Source organism: Paenirhizobium selenitireducens ATCC BAA-1503, from assembly GCF_000518785.1.
Classification (GTDB): domain Bacteria; phylum Pseudomonadota; class Alphaproteobacteria; order Rhizobiales; family Rhizobiaceae; genus Allorhizobium; species Allorhizobium selenitireducens.
Window position 1 is genome coordinate 1 of the sequence record NZ_KI912496.1, and the last position, 17649, is coordinate 17649.

A 17649-nucleotide genomic window follows, 5' to 3' on the forward strand; every position below is an offset into this window, starting at 1 on the left:
CAAGCTGAAGAAGCTCTTGGCCGAAGCCATGCTGGACAATGCGATCCTGAAGGATGTCGCTTCAAAAAAATGGTGACGCCCGATGTGAAGCGGGATGCGGTGGTTCACGTCTGCGCGCAGCACGGGGTGAGCCAGCGTCGGGCGTGCGAGGTTCTATCGGTGGATTTCTCGAGCATGCGATAGCGCAGCGTGCGGCCTGACAATGCGGCCATTCGGGAGGCGATGAAGAAGGTGGCGTCGGAGCGTCGTCGCTTCGGCTATCGCCTGGCCGACAGGTGATAGCCTTGCAATCATCGTAAGGCGCCGTACCCACGTCATGCCCGATCGTCAGCCCTTCAGGCGGCGGCGGACAGGTGTTCGTGGACGGCGAGCCAACGACCGTCGGGCTGGCGGGCAAAGACGATCGTTTCGCGTTCGTTGTTGGTCAGGGCCTCGCCGCCGATCGAGAGGTCTGTCTCCACCGCATGGGTGAAGATGGCGACGTCACCGAGAGGCTGAACGTTGCGGTTCGTCGAGCGGCAGCTGCGCACCTGGAAGCCGTCGCGGATCTCCCACAGCGCCCATTCCGCCTCGTATTCGGCTCGGTTTTCGAGCGTCCTGTCGAGATTGTAGAAGATGAAGGTCGCGGCCGGCGAAAAGGCGTCGAAATAGGCCTTGGCGTCGTGGCGGCCAAAGGCTGCGACGAGGGCGTCGGCGGCGGCAAGGACGGCGTTCGTGGTATCGGTCATGTCTGTCGTTTCTGCGTGATTTACGGAATGGTTCAAACGGGTTTGACGCTGCTGATCAGCGCGGCGATCGGACGGTGCTGTTCGGCGACGCGGGACTTCAGCTCCTCAAGCGGCATGGTCTCGACCTTGCAGAACTCGATGAACATCAGGTTGAGGTTGTTGAAGAACACCTCGCCCAACGCGCGGGTGTCCACGCCGGCGATGATGACGCCGCGGCGCTGCAGGGTCTCGATGAGCTGGACGACCTGGGCGCAGAGGCGCTGGTCGAGCTCGGTATAACGTTTCGACAGCGGCGTCTCCGGCTGCTGGATCGACGAGGCCATGGCCGTGCGCCACATCTCCTTGCTCAGATAGACGAGCGAGTGGTCGTAATACTGGTTGATCAGCGCGCCGAGCGCCTCGTTCACGTTGAGCGGCGGGTTGGCGACGATCATTTCGCCGGCCTCCAGCACTTCGGTCACTTCCATCGAAACGGTGGCGACAAGGATGTCGCCCTTGTTCTGGTAGTAGTTGTAGAGCGTGCCGACGGAGACCTCCGCCCGCTCGGCAATGTCCTCGATACGGGCGCTGTCATAGCCCTGTTCGCGGAACAGGGTGGTGGCGGATTCGAGGATGCGGCGGTTCCTGTCTGCCTTCTGTCTGGCGCGCAATCCGGTCATCGGAACCTCCCTTGGAATCTCTTCAAAAATGAGATTGACTTAAAAAATGAATTCATTCAATCTTTTTCTCAAGGCGCCGATACGAGTGCCATTTTGATCAACGCGAGGGCTCGACGGGGGTCTTCGACAAGAGGGAAACGACATGAAGAAAACCGTTCTGGGCGGGCTCTCCCGCCGCATGCTTCTCGCCACCGCCGCCGTTTGCACGCTTTCCGCCGGCGCCTCGGCGCAGGAAGAGCTCAACGCGCTCGTCTGGTGCGACCACACCGATCCGGCGCTGATCGAGCCTTTCGAAAAGGCCAACAACGTCAAGGTCAATCTCAAGGAATATGAAGGCACGGGCGCCGGCCTGTCGATCGTCGAGCAGTCGCGACCCGGCGACTGGGACGTCTTCGTCATCGACGGTGTCGACGTGCCGCGCGCGGTCGAGATGGGCCTTCTCGCCGAGATCCCGGCCGACAAGCTGCCGACGGCCGACATCTTCCCGGAAGTGCGGATGGAAGCCAACAACACCAAGGACGGCAAGATATACGCCGTCACGGAGAAGTTCGGCTACAACACGATTTCCTACGACAAGACCAAGGTCGATCCGAAGGACATGGAAGACCTGTCGATCTTCTGGTCCGACAAATACAAGGGTCGAATCGCCCTCTATGACTATTACCTGCCGATGATCGGCCTGACCGGGCTTGCCATCGGCAAGAACACCGCCGACCTGACGGCCGCCGACCTTCCGGCGATCAAGGAAAAGCTATTCGAGATGAAGAAGGTCGCGCGCCAGGTGAGCGACGTCGTCGCCTCCCAGACCGCGCTCGTCAGCGGCGAAGTCGACATCATCCTCGGCGGCGGCGAATGGGTGACGGCCGGCCTCACCACGGAGAAGCCGAACCTCGACTGGACCGTGCCGAAGCAGGGCGCGCTGCGCTGGGCACAGTCGATCGGCGTCTTCAAGGACTCGACGAAGCAGGATCTGGCGGTCAAGTTCGTGCAGTACATCCTCAGCCCCGAAGGCCAGTCCAAGCTTGCGACCTCGTCCTGCTACTGGGGCATGCCGGCGAACTCCAAGGCCGGTGAAAAGCTGAACGACCAGCAGAAGACGGCGCTGCGCTGGGACAAGCAGCCGGAATATCTGAAGAACACGCAGCTCTATCCGGTTGTCGATGCGGATCTCGACGCCGCGATGCAGGATGCCTGGACGGAGATGCTGCAGCAGTAAGCGGCTCTGGCGTGGATCCTCGGGGCAAGCCCGAGGATGACGACCGGGAGGTTGTTTCGTCGCGCCCAGGCCCCTCTGTTCAGTGCGCTCAGCCAGGGGGGCTGCCTGCTGCGGCATTCCCTCGATACTCAGTCATCCTCGGGCTTGACCCGAGGATCCACGACCTTGCGGGCGACCTTTGCGGCACGCCCGATCGCCTCGGGAGACTGGGGCGAGATGAAGGGCCAGACATGCCTATGCGACTGCTACCGGATCCTATGGACACGGCCGTGACCGCAAGTTTCCCGAAACACCAGCCTTCAGCGTGAACGGAGTGTCATGCCCATGACCGCCACTGCCCTTGAACGCGCGGAACGCCGCAAGGCCTGGGGATTTGCGCTGCCGGCGCTGCTCTGGACCGTCGCGTTCTTCCTCATACCCTTTCTCTACATGGCGGCGATCAGCTTCTGGAAGCGCGAAGGCCGCGTCATCGTCGCCAGCTGGACGCTCGACAACTACAACGCCTTCTTCGGTAAGGCGCATCTGCTGAAAGCACTGTTCAACTCGCTGGAGGTCACGGCAACCGTCACGGTCATCTCCGTCGTGCTTGCCTATCCGCTCGCCTGGATCATTGCCGAACGGGTACCGCGGCGCTGGCAGCGCTTCGCGCTGATCATGGCGATCCTGCCCTTCTGGACCTCCTACGTGGTCCGGTCCTATTCCTGGCTGCTGGTTCTGTCGAAGGGCGGTGTCGTCAACCAGGCGCTGCTGTGGACCGGCCTGCTCGCCGAGCCGCTGGATCTCTCCGCCAATCGTACCGGCACGGTGATCGGCTTCGTGCATTTCTTTGTCATGCTGCTGACGCTGACGATCTATGCCAATCTCGTGCAACTGTCGCCGAATTACCGTCGGGCCGCCGCCGATCTCGGGGCGAACGGCTTCCAGACCTTCTGGCATGTCATCCTGCCGCTGACGCTACCCGGCATCATGGTCGGCGCCTTCCTGACCTTCGTGCTGTGCATCGGCGACTACATCACGCCGCAGATCCTCGGCGGCAACAACGAACTCGTCCTGCCCCAGCTCATCATGCTGCAGCTTGGTCGCCGGGCGGATTTCCCGATGGCTGCGGCGCTGTCGCTGGTGCTGATGGTGGTCGTGACGATCGCCTATCTCGCCTGCGCCCGCTGGCTGAAGATGGAAAGGACCTGACCGATGCGACACCTGCAAACGGCGCTCGCCTTTTTCTATGCCGGCGCCATCTATGTCTTCATCTTCCTGCCCGTCGCCGTGCTCGTGCTGTTTTCCTTCCAGGACGGCACCCTGCCGGTGCCGCCGCTGCACGGCCTGACCTTGCGCTGGTATGGCGAGATCTTCGCCGACGCCAAGCTGATGCAGGCGCTTTTCAACTCGCTGATCGTGGCGCTGGTCTCGTCTGCCGTGTCCTGCCTGCTCGGCTTCCTCGCGGCTTACGCCTTTGCCCGCTACAAGCTGCCGGGCTCCGGTCTCCAGCGGGCGCTGATTGTCGCGCCGATGACGGTCAGCACCCTGATCATCGCGCTTGGCCTTCTGTCTGTCTTCAGCCGTCTCGATATCCAGCTTTCTCTATGGACGGTGGGTGTCGGACATGTGGTGATCAACCTGCCGCTCTGCTTTGCCATCATCTATGCCTCGATGGGCGGCCATCAGGTCAATATCGAGCGGGCGGCGCGCGACCTCGGCGCCAGGGACTGGCAGGTGATGGCGCTCATCACCGCGCCGATGCTGATGCCGTCGATCCTGGCCGCCTTCTTCCTGTCGGTCACCTTCAGCTGGGACGAGTTCATCATCGCTTTCCTGCTGTCGCGCTTCGACGTGACGCTGCCCGTCGAGATCTGGAGCATGTTGCGCTCGGGCCTCGACCCCAAGACCAATGCCATCGGCAGCGTCGTCTTCCTCATCTCGGTCGCGTTCCTGATCGTCATGGAACTCGCCGTCTTCAGAAAATCCGGGAAATCTTCATGACCGCCGACGTCTCGATCAGAAACGCCACGAAAGTCTTCGGCGCGTTCCGCGCGCTGGACAATGTCTCGCTCGACATCGCCGCCGGCGAGTTCATCGTGCTGCTTGGGCCCTCTGGCTGCGGCAAGACCACATTGCTCTCGATCCTCGGCGGCTTCATCGAGCCGACCTCGGGTACGATTGCCATCGGTGGCCGCGACATGACCCACGTCGCGCCGGCAAAACGTCCGACGACCACCATGTTCCAGGACTATGCGCTTTTCCCGCATATGCGCCTGCTCGACAATGTCGGGTTCGGCCTGCGCATGCGGGGCATGGCCAAGGCGGAACGGGATGAGAAGGCATTGTCGATGCTGGATCTGGTCGGGCTGAAGGCCTCCGCATCGAAGAAGCCGCATGAGCTTTCCGGTGGACAGCGGCAGCGTGTGGCCCTGGCGCGCGCGCTGGCGGTCGATCCCGACGTACTGCTGCTCGACGAGCCGCTGGGCGCGCTGGACCTCAAGCTGCGGCGTCAGATGCAGGACGAGCTGAAGGCGATCCAGAAGCGCGTCGGCACCACCTTCATCCACGTCACCCACGACCAGGAGGAGGCGATGGCGATCGCCGATCGGATCGTCGTGATGAACCATGGGCATATCGAGGATGTCGGCGCGCCGTCGGAGATCTACATGCGGCCGCGTTCGCTGTTTGCCGCGGGCTTCATGGGCGAGGCCAATTTCCTGCCCGCAAGGGTGATCGGCATTACCTCTGGCGAGGTGCGGATCGAGACGGCGCTCGGCCGGGCGGTCATACCCGTTTCCGCCTTCACGGGTAGCATGCCGACCGCGGACCAGAAGGTTACGCTCTGCATTCGCCCCGAGCATTTCCGCTCGGCCGGCGAAGAGGGAGCAACCGTCGCGCTCGGCCGGGCGCGCATCACCGACAGCGCCTTCTTCGGCGCCCACCACCGCTGCCACCTGCAGCCGGAAGGGGCGCCCGACACAGTCATCACCGCTCATCTTCCACAGACGGCGGAGCCGCGCATCGGCGATATGCTTGATCTTACGGTGCCCGCCGATAGCATCGTCGCACTTGTCGAGGAGTGAGGAATCCCCCAATGAAGCCACGCATGCGCGCCGAAGACTGGTACAGCGTGCGTCGTCTTGACGACGGCGTCACGTATATCTGCGAGCCTCACATCCAGGAGTTCTATCGCTGCAACATCTGGCATGTACGCGGCCGAGATCGCGACATGCTGGTCGACAGCGGCATGGGCGTCGTGTCGCTCCGGGAATGGGTGCCGCTGGTGACGGAGCGCGAGCTGATCGCGGTCGCCAGCCACACCCATTTCGACCATATCGGCTGCCATCACGAGTTCGAGTGCCGCGCGGTGCATTCGGCCGAAGCCGACCTGCTGGCCAATCCGACGCGCGAAAATACGCTGGCCGATCCTTATGTCACCGACGAGATCTTCGACGCACTTCCGCCGGAACCCTATTGCTCGAAATGCTATGCGGTGAAGCGGGCGCCGGCGACGCGCATTCTGGAGGATGGCGACGTCATCGATCTCGGCGACCGCCACTTCGAGGTGATCCACACGCCGGGGCATTCTCCCGGTGGCATCGCGCTCTACGAAAAGGCGACGGAAATCCTGTTTTCCGGCGACATCCTCTACGACGGTCCGCTGATCGAGGACACCTACCATTCGAATGCCGCCGACTATCTCGCATCGATGGAGCGCCTGCTGACGCTTCCGGTGCGGCAGGTCCATGGCGGCCATTTTCCAAGCTTCAGCGGCGAGCGCTACCGGGGCCTGATCTCCGGCTGGCTCGACGCCAAACACAAGACAATCTGACGGGAGTGACGCATGCTCGACAAGCGCAAGTTCTACATCAACGGCCAATGGGTCGATCCGATCGCGCCCAACGACCTCGAGGTCATCAACCCCGCGACAGAGCAGCCGATCGCCGTGATCTCGATGGGGACCGCCGCCGACATCGACCGCGCCGTTGCCGCCGCCAAGACGGCTTTCCAGAGCTACGGCCGCACCAGCCTGGACGAACGCATCACGCTCCTGGAAAAGCTGCTTGCCATCTACAAGCGCCGCTATGACGAGATGGCCCGCACCATCACGCTCGAACTCGGCGCGCCGATCACCATGAGCACGGAACAGCAGGCCCATGTCGGCGTCGGCCATCTCAAGGGCTTCATCGATGCCCTGAAGCGCATCAAGGTGCGCGAGGAACTGCCGAACGGCGATATCGTGCTGCGCGAGCCGATCGGCGTCTGCGGGCTGATCACGCCGTGGAACTGGCCGATCAACCAGATCGCGCTGAAGGTCATCCCGGCGCTCGCGACCGGCAGCACCTGCGTGCTCAAGCCCAGCGAGTTCACACCGCTCAATGCGCTGCTCTATGCCGAGATGGTGCATGAGGCCGGCTTCCCGGCTGGCACCTTCAACCTGGTCAACGGCGACGGTCCCAATGTCGGGGCAGCGCTTTCGAAGCACAAGGATGTCGACATGATGTCGTTCACCGGCTCGACCCGGGCCGGCACGGCCGTCAGCAAGGATGCCGCCGATACCGTCAAGCGAGTCACGCTCGAACTCGGCGGGAAGTCGCCCAACATCGTCTTCGAGGATGCCGACCTGGAAGAGAGAGTGACCGGCAGCGTGCTTGAATGCTTCAACAATTCCGGCCAGTCCTGCGACGCGCCGACACGACTTCTGGTGCAGCGTTCGGTCTACGACCAGGCCGTGGGGATCGCCCGCCGCGTCGGCAGCGAAGTCACGGTCGGCAATCCGGAAGAGGCCGGCGAGCACATCGGACCGCTCGTCAGCGACATCCAGTATGGCCGCGTGCAGGCTCTGATCGAGGCTGGGATCGCCGAAGGCGCCGAGCTTCTCGTCGGCGGCCCCGGCAAGCCGGAAGGCTTCGAGACCGGCTACTACGTCAAGCCGACGATCTTTGCCGGGGTCAACAACCAGATGCGGATCGCGCGCGAAGAGGTTTTTGGTCCGGTGCTCGTCATCATCCCATTCGACGCGGAAGAGGATGCGATTGAGATCGCCAACGACACGAATTACGGTCTGGCGGCCTACATTCAGTCCGGCGATCTCGACCGGGCCGAGCGTGTCGCCGGACGCCTGCGCGCCGGCATGGTCCATATCAACGGCGCACCCCATCGCTATGGCAGCCCGTTCGGTGGTTACAAGCAGTCCGGCATTGGCCGCGAGGGCGGAATTTTCGGGCTCGAGGATTTTCTCGAAGTGAAGACGGTCCATCGGCCGCGTGCAGATTGAGAGTGATGTGAGATGATCCCAAAGACCATGAAAACCGCGGTGGCCGAGGCTCCCGGCGCTCCGCTCGTCATCCGTGATCTGCCGGTGCCCGTACCGGGTCGCGGCCAGTTCCTGGTGAAGCTCGAAAGCTGCGGTGTGTGTCATTCCGACCTGCACCTGCGCAACGGCGACGAGGGGCTGCCGGACGAGATGTATCCGCTCGTCCTCGGCCATGAAGGCATCGGCCGGATCGTGGCGGTGGGCGAGGGGACGGAGACGTCCCTCTCGCTCGGTGATCGGGTCGGTCTGCCATGGCTCTACGACACCTGCCTCGACTGCAGCCCCTGCCTCACCGGTGCGGAAACGTTCTGCACCCATCAGCACGCACGCGGTATCCACCATCACGGCGCCTTTGCCGAATATGCGATCCTCGAATCCCGCTTCGCCTGCACGATCCCGGACGCGATCGACCCGCTGCAGGGTGCGCCGCTGCTCTGCGCCGGCCTGACGGCCTGGAGTGCGCTTCGCAAGACCTCTCTTCGTCCGGGCAAGACCGTGATGGTGATCGGGTGCGGAGGGCTCGGCCAATATGCGATCATGATCGCCAAGGCCCATGGCGCGACCGTGGTTGCGGTCGATCGGGATCCGGCGAAGCTCGAGGAAGCTCGCCAGCGCGGTGCCGACCATCTGGTCGAGGCGGGGCCGGATGCTGGCTTGAAGGTCAAGGAACTGGGCGGCGCAGATGTCGCCGTCAACTTTGCGCCATCGCCGGCGGTGTGGAAGACGATCGAGCAGGCGGTCAATCCGATGAGCGATATCATCGCCATTGCGCTGGTTCACGATCCTGTGCCGCTGTCGATGATGTGGCTGATCGATGGCGGTCACCGCGTCTTCGGTTCGTCGGTCGGCTCGCGTCAGGACCTGCGCGACTTCCTCGCCTTTGCCGCGCGCACCGAGCTTTCGATCGACATCGAGACGATCCCGCTTTCGGGCGTCAATGCAGCTCTCGACCAGTTGCAGGCCGGAAAGGTTGCCGGCCGTATCTGCATCGATTTTTCGCTGTAGCGGGTGCCGACACGACCGTCGCCGCCCGCTCTTTGGGAGCCGGCGGCGGTGCTTGCACGCCCCGTCGACGAGGCTTGAACTGCCGATGCCGGGAACGCGCTGCCCATGCGGCATCGTGGCTGTCCTGCAGCTACTCGGCTAGAGATTCTCCTTCAGCAGGACCTCGATGCGGATCTTCTCCTGGGAGGCGAGCGGTTCGCGGAGATCCGTGCGCGCGCGCATGATGCGGATGGCGCTGCGCACGGCATGTCCCGGATCCTGGGCGATGATCGCGTCGATCCGCTCGTCGCGCAGTGCTTCCTCCGTGAAGGGCGTGCGCTCGTGCACGACGACGGTCAGCGCGCCGAGGTCTCCGCTCTTTTCGATGGCGGCCACGGGAATGCGGGCTTCGGCGCTCAGCACATAGGCGGCCCTGATGTCCGGATTATTCTCCAGTGTTCTCTGGATGATCGTCTGCGCCCGGCGCTCGTCGCCATAGGTCTCCAGCGAAGGCAGGCTCTTGAGGTGCGGGAACTGGCTGTTGATGATGCTGTCGAAACCGAGCCGGCGCTCGATGCTGTCCTGCGCCATCATGGTTTCCGCCACGACCATGATCTTGCCCGGCTCGTTGCGCAGGAAGCGGCCGATGATCCGGCCGGCGGTGGCGCCGGCGGCGAAGTTGTCGACACCGACGAAATCGGTGTTCTCAAGCTTCTCCTGGCCGGAGAGAAACTGCACCACCTTGATGCCCCGCTCGAAAAGCCGGGCCATCGCATCGCGCACCTGGGGTGATTCCGGCGCCATGATGGCCACGCCGTCGACGATGGTGCTGTCGATCGACGCGAGATACTTGGCGACGAAATGCGGGTCGCTGATGGGGATCTGGTCGACATCGACGACGGTCAGATCCGATCTCAGGGCCTCTCTGGCCTCCTCGACGCGCTGAAGCAGTTCGCGCAGATACTGGTCGCCGGCCGTCGGCAGCACGAACAGGAAGCGGTAGGTCTTGTTGCGTGCGAGGTTCACGGCCGCCGGGTTCCGGACGAACCCAATTCTTTCAATGGCTTCATTGACCTTCCGCGCCGCCGTCTTGCTGACGAACGGCCGGTCGTTCAGCACGCGGTCCACCGTGGCCAGGCTCACGCCGGCCGCTTCGGCAAGATCTTTCGCTGTGGGCCGCATGCCGTCTCCTGTCAGGCTTCGCAAAAATACGCCATCCGACTTTTCCAACAGAATCAAGCAAAAAGCAAGAAACTGAGGTGCGCACCTCAAAAATCGCTTGCATTGAGGTGCGCACCTCAATTACTAACACTGGCGACATCAATTGCTAAGGGACCGATTGCGATCGGAGGAGCGTATTGTTGTCGAAGGGGCCAGGGAGGATGGCGGCCTGTCGCATTTCCTCAGTCTGCTCTGTCTGCCCTCGCGGGCATTTTTTCGTTTCCTGATGGAGGTCGGGATGCACAAAGGGAGGTTCTCAACCATGAAGTCCAGGCTATTGAATTCCGTAGTGGCTGTCGGCGCACTCGTCGGAGCCGGCGCCGTTGGCGCAACATCCGCCCAAGCCGATGAACTGACCCTTTGTTGGGCGGCGTGGGATCCTGCCAATGCTCTTGTCGAGCTCAGCAAGGATTTCGAGGCCAAGTCCGGCCACAAGATGAAATTCGAATTCGTGCCGTGGCCGAATTTTGCCGACCGCATGCTCAACGAACTGAATTCGGGCGGCAAGCTTTGCGATCTGATGATCGGCGACAGCCAGTGGATCGGCGGCGCGGCCGAGAACGGCCAGTACATCAAGCTCAATGATTTCTTCGACAAGGAAGGCATCAAGATGAGCGACTTCATCCCGGCGACCGTGACCGGCTATTCGGAATGGCCGAAGAACACGCCGAACTACTGGGCCCTGCCGGCCTTCGGCGACGTGGTCGGCTGGACATACCGCAAGGACTGGTTCTCGCGTCCCGAGCTGCAGGCCGAGTTCAAGACCAAATACGGCCGTGATCTTGCCGTGCCGAAGACTTTCGCCGAACTCAAGGACATTGCCGAGTTCTTCCAGGGCCGCGATATCGACGGCACCAAGGTCTATGGCGCGGCGATCTACTCCGAACGTGGCTCGGAAGGCATCACCATGGGCGCGATGGACGTGCTCTACAGCTATGGCTTCCAGTACGACAACCCGGCCAAGCCCTATGAGCTGGAAGGTTTCGTCAACTCGGCCGATTCCGTCGCAGGCCTGGAATTCTACAAGGCGCTCTACGACTGCTGCACGCCGCCCGGCTCCTCGGACGCCTACATGTCCGAGAACATCGACGCCTACAAGTCCGGCCAGGTGGCGCTGCAGATGAACTTCGCCTTCATCTGGCCCGGCATCCATGCCGACGCCAAGGTGGGCGGCGACAAGTCGGGTTACTTCCCCAATCCGGCCGGCCCGGGCGGCAAACAGTTCGCCCAGCTCGGCGGCCAGGGGATCTCGGTGGTGTCCGCCTCCGAGAAGCAGGCGGCAGCGCTGGAATATATCAAGTGGTTCGCCCAGCCCGACATCCAGGCCAAGTGGTGGAGCCTCGGCGGCTACTCGGCGCTGCGCGCCGTGGTCGAAGATCCGGGTTTCGCCACCAGCCAGCCCTATGCGCAGACCTTCCTCGACTCCATGGCGATCGTGAAGGACTTCTGGGCCGAGCCGTCCTATGCGTCCCTGCTGCAGGCCTCGCAGAAGCGGTTCCATGACTATGTCGTCGCCGGTCAGGGCACCGCCAAGGAAGCCCTCGACGGCCTGGTCAAGGACTGGACCGACGTGTTCGAGGACGAAGGCAAGTACTGACCCTACGCTGCCGCTTCAGCGGAAGACCGCGTAAAAGCAGGGCCGGCCGTCGCGCCCGGCCCTGCCATTCCAGACCCATTCCTTGAAGGGGGTATCATGTCCGATACACCGATAGATCGCGTCGCACGCGCCACGCCGCCAGCGGTGGCCAAGCGGATCCGGGGCCTTTCCGACCGCGCCATAGCCTGGCTGTTCGTCGCGCCTTCGATCATCCTGTTGCTGGCGGTCAACATATTCCCGCTCATCTGGACCGTACGGTTGAGCTTCACCAATTTCCGTGTCAATCGGCCCAATGCCGAGGTCGAATTCATCGGCCTGCAGAACTACCGGCGGATCCTGACGGATGGCGACATCTGGCTGACCATGCAGGCGACGGCCCATTTCCTCATCTGGACGATCGTCCTGCAGGTGCTGATCGGCTTTTCGCTCGCCTATCTGATCAACAAGAAGTTTCGCGGCAATGACATGTGGACGACCATCATCGTCCTGCCGATGATGCTGAGCCCGGCCGTCGTCGGCAATTTCTGGACGTTTCTCTACCAGCCGCAGATCGGCCTGTTCAACTATGCGGTCGGTTTCCTGACCGGCGCCGATCCATCCAGCTTCTCGATGATCGGCAGCGTCAACCTTGCGCCCTGGGCCATCATCATCGTCGATACCTGGATGTGGACGCCTTTCGTCATGCTGATCTGCCTTGCGGGCCTGCGCTCCATTCCCGACAGCATTTACGAGGCTGCCGAATGCGACCGGGCCAGCAAGTGGCGCCAGTTCTGGACCATCACCATTCCCATGGTGCTGCCTTTCCTCATGCTGGCGATCCTGTTCCGCGGTATCGAGAACTTCAAGATGTTCGACCTGGTGGTCCAGCTGACGGGCGGCGGTCCGGGCTCGATCACCGAGCTCACCTCGATCAACCTCAAGCGCGAGGCGTTCGAGAAGTGGCGGACCGGCTATGCCTCGGCCTATGCGGTCATCCTGTTCGTCACCGTCTTCGGCCTTGCGTCGATCTACGTCAAAGCGCTCAACAAGGTGAAGCAGCGATGAGCAGTTATTCCGTCACAGAGCCCTCGGCCCGCCAGAAATGGTTCGCCGGCATCCTGGTGGTGTTCTACGCGGTCGTTACCATCCTGCCGCTCCTGTGGATCATCGCCACCGGCTTCAAGTCGCCATCCGATGCGATCGCCTATCCGCCCAAGGTCTTCTTCGAGCCGACGCTGGAAGGCTATGTCAACCTGTTCACCACCCGCACGCGCGTTTCGGAGGAAACCCTGCAGCAGATGGGCGAACCAACGTCGTGGTACGAGCGGCTGGTTCGCAAGGATGGGCTGGTGATTGCCGGTCCCTCCCGCTTCGGCGAGCGGTTCACCAATTCGGTGATCATCGGTTTCGGTTCGACTGTGCTCTGCATCGTGCTGGGAACGGCCGCCGCCTATGCCTTCTCGCGCTTCAAGGTGCCGCTCAAGGACGATCTTCTGTTCTTCATCCTGTCGACCCGCATGATGCCGCCGATTGCGGTTGCCATCCCGATCTTCCTGATGTTCCGCCAACTGGGCTTAAGCGACACCCATGCCGGCATGATCCTGCTTTACACGGCCGTCAATCTGTCGCTGTCCGTTTGGCTGCTGAAAGGTTTCATCGACGAGATCCCGGTCGAATACGAGGAGGCAGCGCTGATCGACGGCTACACCCGGTTTCAGGCCTTCTACAAGGTCGTCCTGCCGCAGGCGGTGACCGGTATCGCCTCGACCGCGATCTTCTGCCTGATCTTTGCCTGGAACGAATATGCCTTCGCGGTGCTGCTGACATCAGGTACGGCCCAGACTGCGCCGCCCTTCATCCCGACGATCATCGGGGTGGGTGGCCAGGACTGGCCGGCGGTGGCGGCCGGCGCCACGCTGTTCCTTGTTCCCGTGATGGTCTTCACCATTGTCCTGCGCAAGCATCTGCTGCGTGGCATCACCTTCGGAGCGGTCCGCAAATGAGTGAGTTCTTCAACGGCTTGGTCCATCTGCGCCGCGGCGCGTGGGAACTGGTCGCCTCCTTCCTGATTGCCGCGGGCGTCGTCATGCTGATGCAGCCCTTCGCGCTCTGGATGTTCTCCTACTCCTTCGTTGTCACCCTGGTGGGCACAGTGATGTTCATCGTCGTCAGCCACTTTCCGGAGTAATCCATGGCACAGATCAGAATTGAAAATGTGCGCAAGGAATTCGGAAGCTTCACGGCCGTCCAGTCTTCCACATTCACCGTCGAGGACGGCGAGTTCTTCATGCTTCTCGGCCCTTCGGGCTGCGGCAAGACGACGACGCTGCGCATGATGGCCGGCCTTGAACTGCCGACGAGCGGGGAGATCTACATCGACGGCGAAGAGGTGGGCATGAAGCCCGCGAGCCAGCGCGACATCGCCTTCGTCTTCCAGATGTTCGCCCTCTATCCGCACATGAATGTCCGCCGCAACATCTCCTATCCGCTGCTCAGCCAGGGCGTGCCCAAGGCCGAGGTGAAGAGCCGCGTTGCGGAAGTGGCGCGCATCCTCAAGATCGAGGACATTCTCGAAAAACCCGTCGGCGGCCTTTCCGGTGGCGACCGGCAGCGCGTGGCGCTCGGCCGGGCGATCGTCCGGCGGCCCAAGGCCTTCTTCATGGACGAGCCGCTCGGTGCGCTCGATGCGGAGTTCCGCGAGCACATGGCAGAAGAGCTGCGGGCGCTGCACGACCGTATGGGGGCGACGACGGTCTATGTGACGCATGACCAGCTCGAAGCCATGCAGATGGGCGACAAGATCGTGGTGATGAACCACGGCGTCGTCGAGCAGTTCGGCAAGCCGCAGCAGATTTACGACTGGCCGGCGACCAAGTTCGTCGCGAAGTTCATCGGTTCGCCGCCGATGAACTTTCTGGAATTCGACGGCATGATCGGCATTGGCGGAGATCACGTCGATCTGTCGGGAACGACGGTGCGGGTCCCCGTGTCGCGCCAGGGTGCCAAGGGGAAACTGACGCTGGGTGTCCGGCCCGAGCATATCCATTTCTCGGACCGATCGGACTTCCGTGGCCGGGTCATCGCGACCGAATATCTCGGCACGACCCAGATCGTCACCATGTCGACCGCCAATGGCGTCGTGAAGGCACGTATTTCCTCCAATCAGGCAATCACGCCCGGCGAAGTCATCGGCCTGGAATTCGATGCTCGCACGCTCACCGTCTTTACCGAGGAAAGAGGGCAGGCGCTCCTGTCGGAAGCAAACGAGGGAGTGCTGCGTCATGGCTGAAGTCATCCTCGAAAACGTGACCAAGACGTTCGGTGCCCAGGTGGCGCTCGACAATGTGTCGCTGACCATTCCGCATGGCTCCTTCGTCGTGCTGCTCGGACCGACCGGCGCCGGCAAGACGACCACCTTGCGCATGGTGTCCGGTCTCGACCACCCCGACAGCGGCGAGGTCTATATCGACGGCCAGCCGATGCGCGGCCTGACTCCGGCCCAGCGCAACGTCGCCATGGTGTTCCAGCAATATTCGCTCTATCCGCATCTGACGGTCCGGCAGAATCTGGAATTTCCGCTGAAGTCGCCTCTGCTGAAGACGCCGCCGGACGAGATCGAGCGCAAGGTGAAGGCGATCGCCGACGTCCTGCAGATTTCCCACAAGCTCGACAACAAGGCGACGGCGCTGTCGGGCGGGGAGATGCAGCGCGTGTCGATCGGCCGCGCGCTGGTCAGAAATCCGCGCATCTATCTGATGGACGAGCCCTTGAGTTCGCTCGATGCCAAGCTGCGGGCCGATCTTCGCATCGAACTGAAGCGCATCCAGGCCGATTCCGGCGCGACGCTGCTCTATGTCACGCATGACCAGATCGAGGCGATGACGATGGCGACCCATGTCGGCGTGTTGCATCACGGCAAGCTGGTGCAGTTCGGCTCACCGCGCGAGGTCTACGAGAACCCGGTCAGCGTCTATGCCGCCACCCGGCTTGGCCAGCCGCGCATCAACTTCCTGCCGGCGGATCTCTTTCCCGCGGCGCCCTCTGGTGCCGTCACCATCGGGCTCAGGCCCGAACATATCGCCCAGGGCGTGGGGGAGGACAGCCTGGTGACCCGGGTGGAACATCTGGGCGACCAGACGCGTCTGCACCTCTCGTTCAGGAATCATGACCTCGTGACCGTAACCGATGCCCATACCGGATTGCGGAGTGGCGATATCGTCAAAATTCAGCCAGACAAGCCGCTCTACTTCGATGCGGACGGCCTGCGCCTCGTTTAAGGGAGTTCTCCATGGCACATTTCATCAACAAGAAAGAAGACGTCGTCATCGAAGCGATCGACGGCTTGCTGGCAACCTCCCGCAGCCCGCTGGCGCGCCTTGACGGCTACCCGCATATCCGGGTCGTCGTGCGCAGCGACTGGGACAAGTCCAGGGTCGCGCTGGTCTCCGGTGGCGGCTCCGGCCACGAGCCTGCCCATGCAGGCTTCGTCGGCGCGGGCATGCTGACGGCGGCCGTGTGCGGCGATGTCTTTGCCTCGCCGAGCGTCGATGCGGTGCTGGCCGGCATCCTTGCCGTCACGGGCCCGTCGGGCTGTCTCCTGATCGTCAAGAACTATACCGGCGACCGGCTGAATTTCGGCCTGGCGGCCGAGCGCGCGCGCGCCTTTGGGCTGAACGTCAGCATGGTGATCGTCGACGACGATATTGCCTTGCCCGATCTGCCGCAGGCGCGCGGCGTGGCCGGGACCCTGTTCGTGCACAAGATCGCCGGTGCGCTGGCGGAGTCCGGCGCGGATCTCGATACCGTCACTGCGGCGGCGAGGCGGGTGGTTGCCGGCACCAAGAGCATCGGCATGTCGCTCGATACCTGCACTGTTCCGGGCTCGCCCAAGGAAGACCGCATCCCCGAGGGCATGGCCGAGCTTGGCCTCGGCATTCACGGGGAGGCCGGGGTCGAGCAGATCGACTTCTCCGATGCCCGTTCCGCCATGGCCGCCGTCGCGGCCAAGCTGGCGCCGACCATCGAAGACCGGCCCCATGTCGCCTTGATCAACAATCTGGGCGGAACGTCCGTGCTGGAGATGTCGGTGCTGACCCATGAGCTGATCAATTCGGCGGTCGGCAAGCATATCTCCCATGTCGTCGGGCCTGCACCGATGATGACTTCGCTCGACATGCGCGGCTTCTCGATCTCGCTTTATCCGGCCGACAAGGCGGATCTGGCGGCGCTTGGCCAGCCCGTGGCGCTTGCCGCGTGGCCCGGCCTTGCCGCGGTGAGGCCGGTTGCCGTCGCAGCCCTGCCGGATGGGCTGACGCCGATTACGCCCCTGCCGTCCGACCACAGGGAGATGCGGGAGTTCCTGATCAACTGCTGTAATGTGATGATCGCCGCCGAGCAGGATCTGAATGCGCTCGATGCCAAGTCGGGGGATGGCGATACCGGGTCGACGCTTGCCGGCGCGGCACGAGCGCTGATCAAGGCGATGGATCGCCTGCCGTTGTCGGATCACACCCAGCTCTACCGTGCGATCGGCCTGGAACTCAGCCAGACCATGGGCGGATCGTCGGGCGTGCTGCTCGCCATCTTCTTTGCCGCGGCCGGCGACGGGGCATCGAGCGGCCTGTCGATGCGCGACGCGCTGAAGGCCGGGCTTGCCCGCATGCAGGAGATCGGCGGCGCGCAGGTCGGCGACCGCACCATGGTTGATGCGCTCGCCCCCGCTCTGGACGCGCTCGGGGAGAGCATCGGGGCTGCGGCAACTGCCGCCCGCGCCGGCGCCAACATGACCGCCAAGCTGCTGCGCGCCAAGGCCGGACGTGCCGCCTACATCAACGCCAAACAGCTCGAGGGCCACGTCGATCCAGGCGCCGAAGCCGTGGCACGGCTGTTCGAGCATTTGGCCGGGTGACAGGCCGTTTTCGGGAGCTCTCTGGACGCGGCCGGCGGTGATCGCCGGTCGCTTTGTCTGT

General features: G+C 63.0%; 17 protein-coding genes and 1 pseudogene. 15 read left to right on the top strand and 3 right to left on the bottom strand.

What is annotated here, in order from left to right:
* A pseudogene (locus L867_RS27875) lies at positions 1 to 264 on the top strand (IS3 family transposase); the annotation flags it as partial.
* A 71-nt stretch (positions 265 to 335) separates the two neighbouring features.
* On the opposite strand, the gene L867_RS0123565 reads toward L867_RS27875, so the two are convergent.
* On the bottom strand, positions 336 to 728 hold the full coding sequence (locus L867_RS0123565) for a nuclear transport factor 2 family protein (RefSeq protein WP_028739116.1): 393 nt from the start codon (positions 726 to 728) through the stop codon (positions 336 to 338).
* A 32-nt stretch (positions 729 to 760) separates the two neighbouring features.
* Positions 761 to 1387, bottom strand: a complete 627-nt coding sequence (locus L867_RS0123570) for a TetR/AcrR family transcriptional regulator (RefSeq protein ID WP_028739117.1) — start codon at positions 1385 to 1387, stop codon at positions 761 to 763.
* Between the two features lie 142 nt (positions 1388 to 1529).
* Here L867_RS0123570 and L867_RS0123575 point away from each other — a divergent pair, with 142 nt between their 5' ends.
* The 7 genes from L867_RS0123575 to L867_RS0123605 all read left to right on the top strand — a co-directional run bounded on the left by L867_RS0123575 (position 1530) and on the right by L867_RS0123605 (position 8904).
* Positions 1530 to 2603 carry an ABC transporter substrate-binding protein gene (locus tag L867_RS0123575; protein ID WP_028739118.1) on the top strand — a complete coding sequence of 358 codons (1074 nt, stop codon included), beginning with the start codon at positions 1530 to 1532 and terminating at the stop codon, positions 2601 to 2603.
* 324 nt (positions 2604 to 2927) lie between these two features.
* On the top strand, positions 2928 to 3791 hold the full coding sequence (locus L867_RS0123580; RefSeq protein ID WP_028739119.1) for an ABC transporter permease: 864 nt from the start codon (positions 2928 to 2930) through the stop codon (positions 3789 to 3791).
* Between the two features lie 3 nt (positions 3792 to 3794).
* Positions 3795 to 4583: an ABC transporter permease gene (locus L867_RS0123585; RefSeq protein WP_028739120.1), complete on the top strand. Its 789-nt coding sequence runs from the start codon at positions 3795 to 3797 to the stop codon at positions 4581 to 4583.
* Entirely contained in the window at positions 4580 to 5665 is a 1086-nt protein-coding gene (locus L867_RS28245; RefSeq protein ID WP_028739121.1) for an ABC transporter ATP-binding protein, read from the top strand. Before L867_RS0123585 ends, L867_RS28245 begins: the two co-directional genes overlap by 4 nt.
* 11 nt (positions 5666 to 5676) lie before the next feature.
* Entirely contained in the window at positions 5677 to 6414 is a 738-nt protein-coding gene (locus L867_RS0123595) for an MBL fold metallo-hydrolase (protein ID WP_028739122.1), read from the top strand.
* 12 nt (positions 6415 to 6426) lie between these two features.
* The gene (locus L867_RS0123600) at positions 6427 to 7860 is read left to right on the top strand and encodes an aldehyde dehydrogenase family protein (RefSeq protein WP_028739123.1); all 1434 of its coding nucleotides are present in this window, start codon (positions 6427 to 6429) and stop codon (positions 7858 to 7860) included.
* Between the two features lie 27 nt (positions 7861 to 7887).
* Positions 7888 to 8904 carry an alcohol dehydrogenase catalytic domain-containing protein gene (locus L867_RS0123605; RefSeq protein ID WP_169734114.1) on the top strand — a complete coding sequence of 339 codons (1017 nt, stop codon included), beginning with the start codon at positions 7888 to 7890 and terminating at the stop codon, positions 8902 to 8904.
* Between the two features lie 138 nt (positions 8905 to 9042).
* Here L867_RS0123605 and L867_RS0123610 read toward each other — a convergent pair whose 3' ends face one another.
* Complete coding sequence (locus L867_RS0123610) at positions 9043 to 10065, bottom strand: LacI family DNA-binding transcriptional regulator (protein ID WP_028739125.1); 1023 nt, start codon at positions 10063 to 10065, stop codon at positions 9043 to 9045.
* 301 nt (positions 10066 to 10366) lie between these two features.
* On the opposite strand from L867_RS0123610, the gene L867_RS0123615 reads away from it, so the two are divergent.
* The 7 genes from L867_RS0123615 to L867_RS0123645 all read left to right on the top strand — a co-directional run bounded on the left by L867_RS0123615 (position 10367) and on the right by L867_RS0123645 (position 17588).
* A complete protein-coding gene (locus tag L867_RS0123615) occupies positions 10367 to 11701 on the top strand; it encodes an ABC transporter substrate-binding protein (protein ID WP_028739126.1) in 1335 nt (444 codons plus the stop codon).
* A gap of 96 nt (positions 11702 to 11797) precedes the next feature.
* Complete coding sequence (locus L867_RS0123620) at positions 11798 to 12745, top strand: carbohydrate ABC transporter permease (RefSeq protein WP_028739127.1); 948 nt, start codon at positions 11798 to 11800, stop codon at positions 12743 to 12745.
* The gene (locus tag L867_RS0123625; RefSeq protein ID WP_028739128.1) at positions 12742 to 13683 is read left to right on the top strand and encodes a carbohydrate ABC transporter permease; all 942 of its coding nucleotides are present in this window, start codon (positions 12742 to 12744) and stop codon (positions 13681 to 13683) included. Before L867_RS0123620 ends, L867_RS0123625 begins: the two co-directional genes overlap by 4 nt.
* Entirely contained in the window at positions 13680 to 13868 is a 189-nt protein-coding gene (locus L867_RS0123630; protein WP_028739129.1) for a hypothetical protein, read from the top strand. The genes L867_RS0123625 and L867_RS0123630 overlap by 4 nt, the downstream gene beginning before the upstream one ends.
* 3 nt (positions 13869 to 13871) lie before the next feature.
* Positions 13872 to 14969, top strand: a complete 1098-nt coding sequence (locus L867_RS0123635) for an ABC transporter ATP-binding protein (protein ID WP_028739130.1) — start codon at positions 13872 to 13874, stop codon at positions 14967 to 14969.
* Positions 14962 to 15957 carry an ABC transporter ATP-binding protein gene (locus tag L867_RS0123640; RefSeq protein ID WP_028739131.1) on the top strand — a complete coding sequence of 332 codons (996 nt, stop codon included), beginning with the start codon at positions 14962 to 14964 and terminating at the stop codon, positions 15955 to 15957. The genes L867_RS0123635 and L867_RS0123640 overlap by 8 nt, the downstream gene beginning before the upstream one ends.
* An 11-nt stretch (positions 15958 to 15968) precedes the next feature.
* Positions 15969 to 17588, top strand: a complete 1620-nt coding sequence (locus L867_RS0123645; protein WP_028739132.1) for a dihydroxyacetone kinase subunit DhaK — start codon at positions 15969 to 15971, stop codon at positions 17586 to 17588.
* The last annotated feature ends 61 nt before the right edge of the window (positions 17589 to 17649 follow it).

Excerpts from the sequence above, each read along its gene's own strand:
- L867_RS0123585 (WP_028739120.1), top strand. The coding sequence starts at position 3,795 with ATGCGACACCTGCAAACGGCGCTCGCCTTTTTCTATGCCGGCGCCATC.
- L867_RS28245 (WP_028739121.1), top strand. The coding sequence starts at position 4,580 with ATGACCGCCGACGTCTCGATCAGAAACGCCACGAAAGTCTTCGGCGCG.
- L867_RS0123630 (WP_028739129.1), top strand. The coding sequence starts at position 13,680 with ATGAGTGAGTTCTTCAACGGCTTGGTCCATCTGCGCCGCGGCGCGTGG.
- L867_RS0123570 (WP_028739117.1), bottom strand. The coding sequence starts at position 1,387 with ATGACCGGATTGCGCGCCAGACAGAAGGCAGACAGGAACCGCCGCATC.
- L867_RS0123625 (WP_028739128.1), top strand. The coding sequence starts at position 12,742 with ATGAGCAGTTATTCCGTCACAGAGCCCTCGGCCCGCCAGAAATGGTTC.
- L867_RS0123640 (WP_028739131.1), top strand. The coding sequence starts at position 14,962 with ATGGCTGAAGTCATCCTCGAAAACGTGACCAAGACGTTCGGTGCCCAG.
- L867_RS0123615 (WP_028739126.1), top strand. The coding sequence starts at position 10,367 with ATGAAGTCCAGGCTATTGAATTCCGTAGTGGCTGTCGGCGCACTCGTC.
- L867_RS0123575 (WP_028739118.1), top strand. The coding sequence starts at position 1,530 with ATGAAGAAAACCGTTCTGGGCGGGCTCTCCCGCCGCATGCTTCTCGCC.
- L867_RS0123635 (WP_028739130.1), top strand. The coding sequence starts at position 13,872 with ATGGCACAGATCAGAATTGAAAATGTGCGCAAGGAATTCGGAAGCTTC.
- L867_RS0123580 (WP_028739119.1), top strand. The coding sequence starts at position 2,928 with ATGACCGCCACTGCCCTTGAACGCGCGGAACGCCGCAAGGCCTGGGGA.
- L867_RS0123600 (WP_028739123.1), top strand. The coding sequence starts at position 6,427 with ATGCTCGACAAGCGCAAGTTCTACATCAACGGCCAATGGGTCGATCCG.
- L867_RS0123645 (WP_028739132.1), top strand. The coding sequence starts at position 15,969 with ATGGCACATTTCATCAACAAGAAAGAAGACGTCGTCATCGAAGCGATC.
- L867_RS0123605 (WP_169734114.1), top strand. The coding sequence starts at position 7,888 with ATGAAAACCGCGGTGGCCGAGGCTCCCGGCGCTCCGCTCGTCATCCGT.
- L867_RS0123620 (WP_028739127.1), top strand. The coding sequence starts at position 11,798 with ATGTCCGATACACCGATAGATCGCGTCGCACGCGCCACGCCGCCAGCG.
- L867_RS0123565 (WP_028739116.1), bottom strand. The coding sequence starts at position 728 with ATGACCGATACCACGAACGCCGTCCTTGCCGCCGCCGACGCCCTCGTC.
- L867_RS0123610 (WP_028739125.1), bottom strand. The coding sequence starts at position 10,065 with ATGCGGCCCACAGCGAAAGATCTTGCCGAAGCGGCCGGCGTGAGCCTG.
- L867_RS0123595 (WP_028739122.1), top strand. The coding sequence starts at position 5,677 with ATGAAGCCACGCATGCGCGCCGAAGACTGGTACAGCGTGCGTCGTCTT.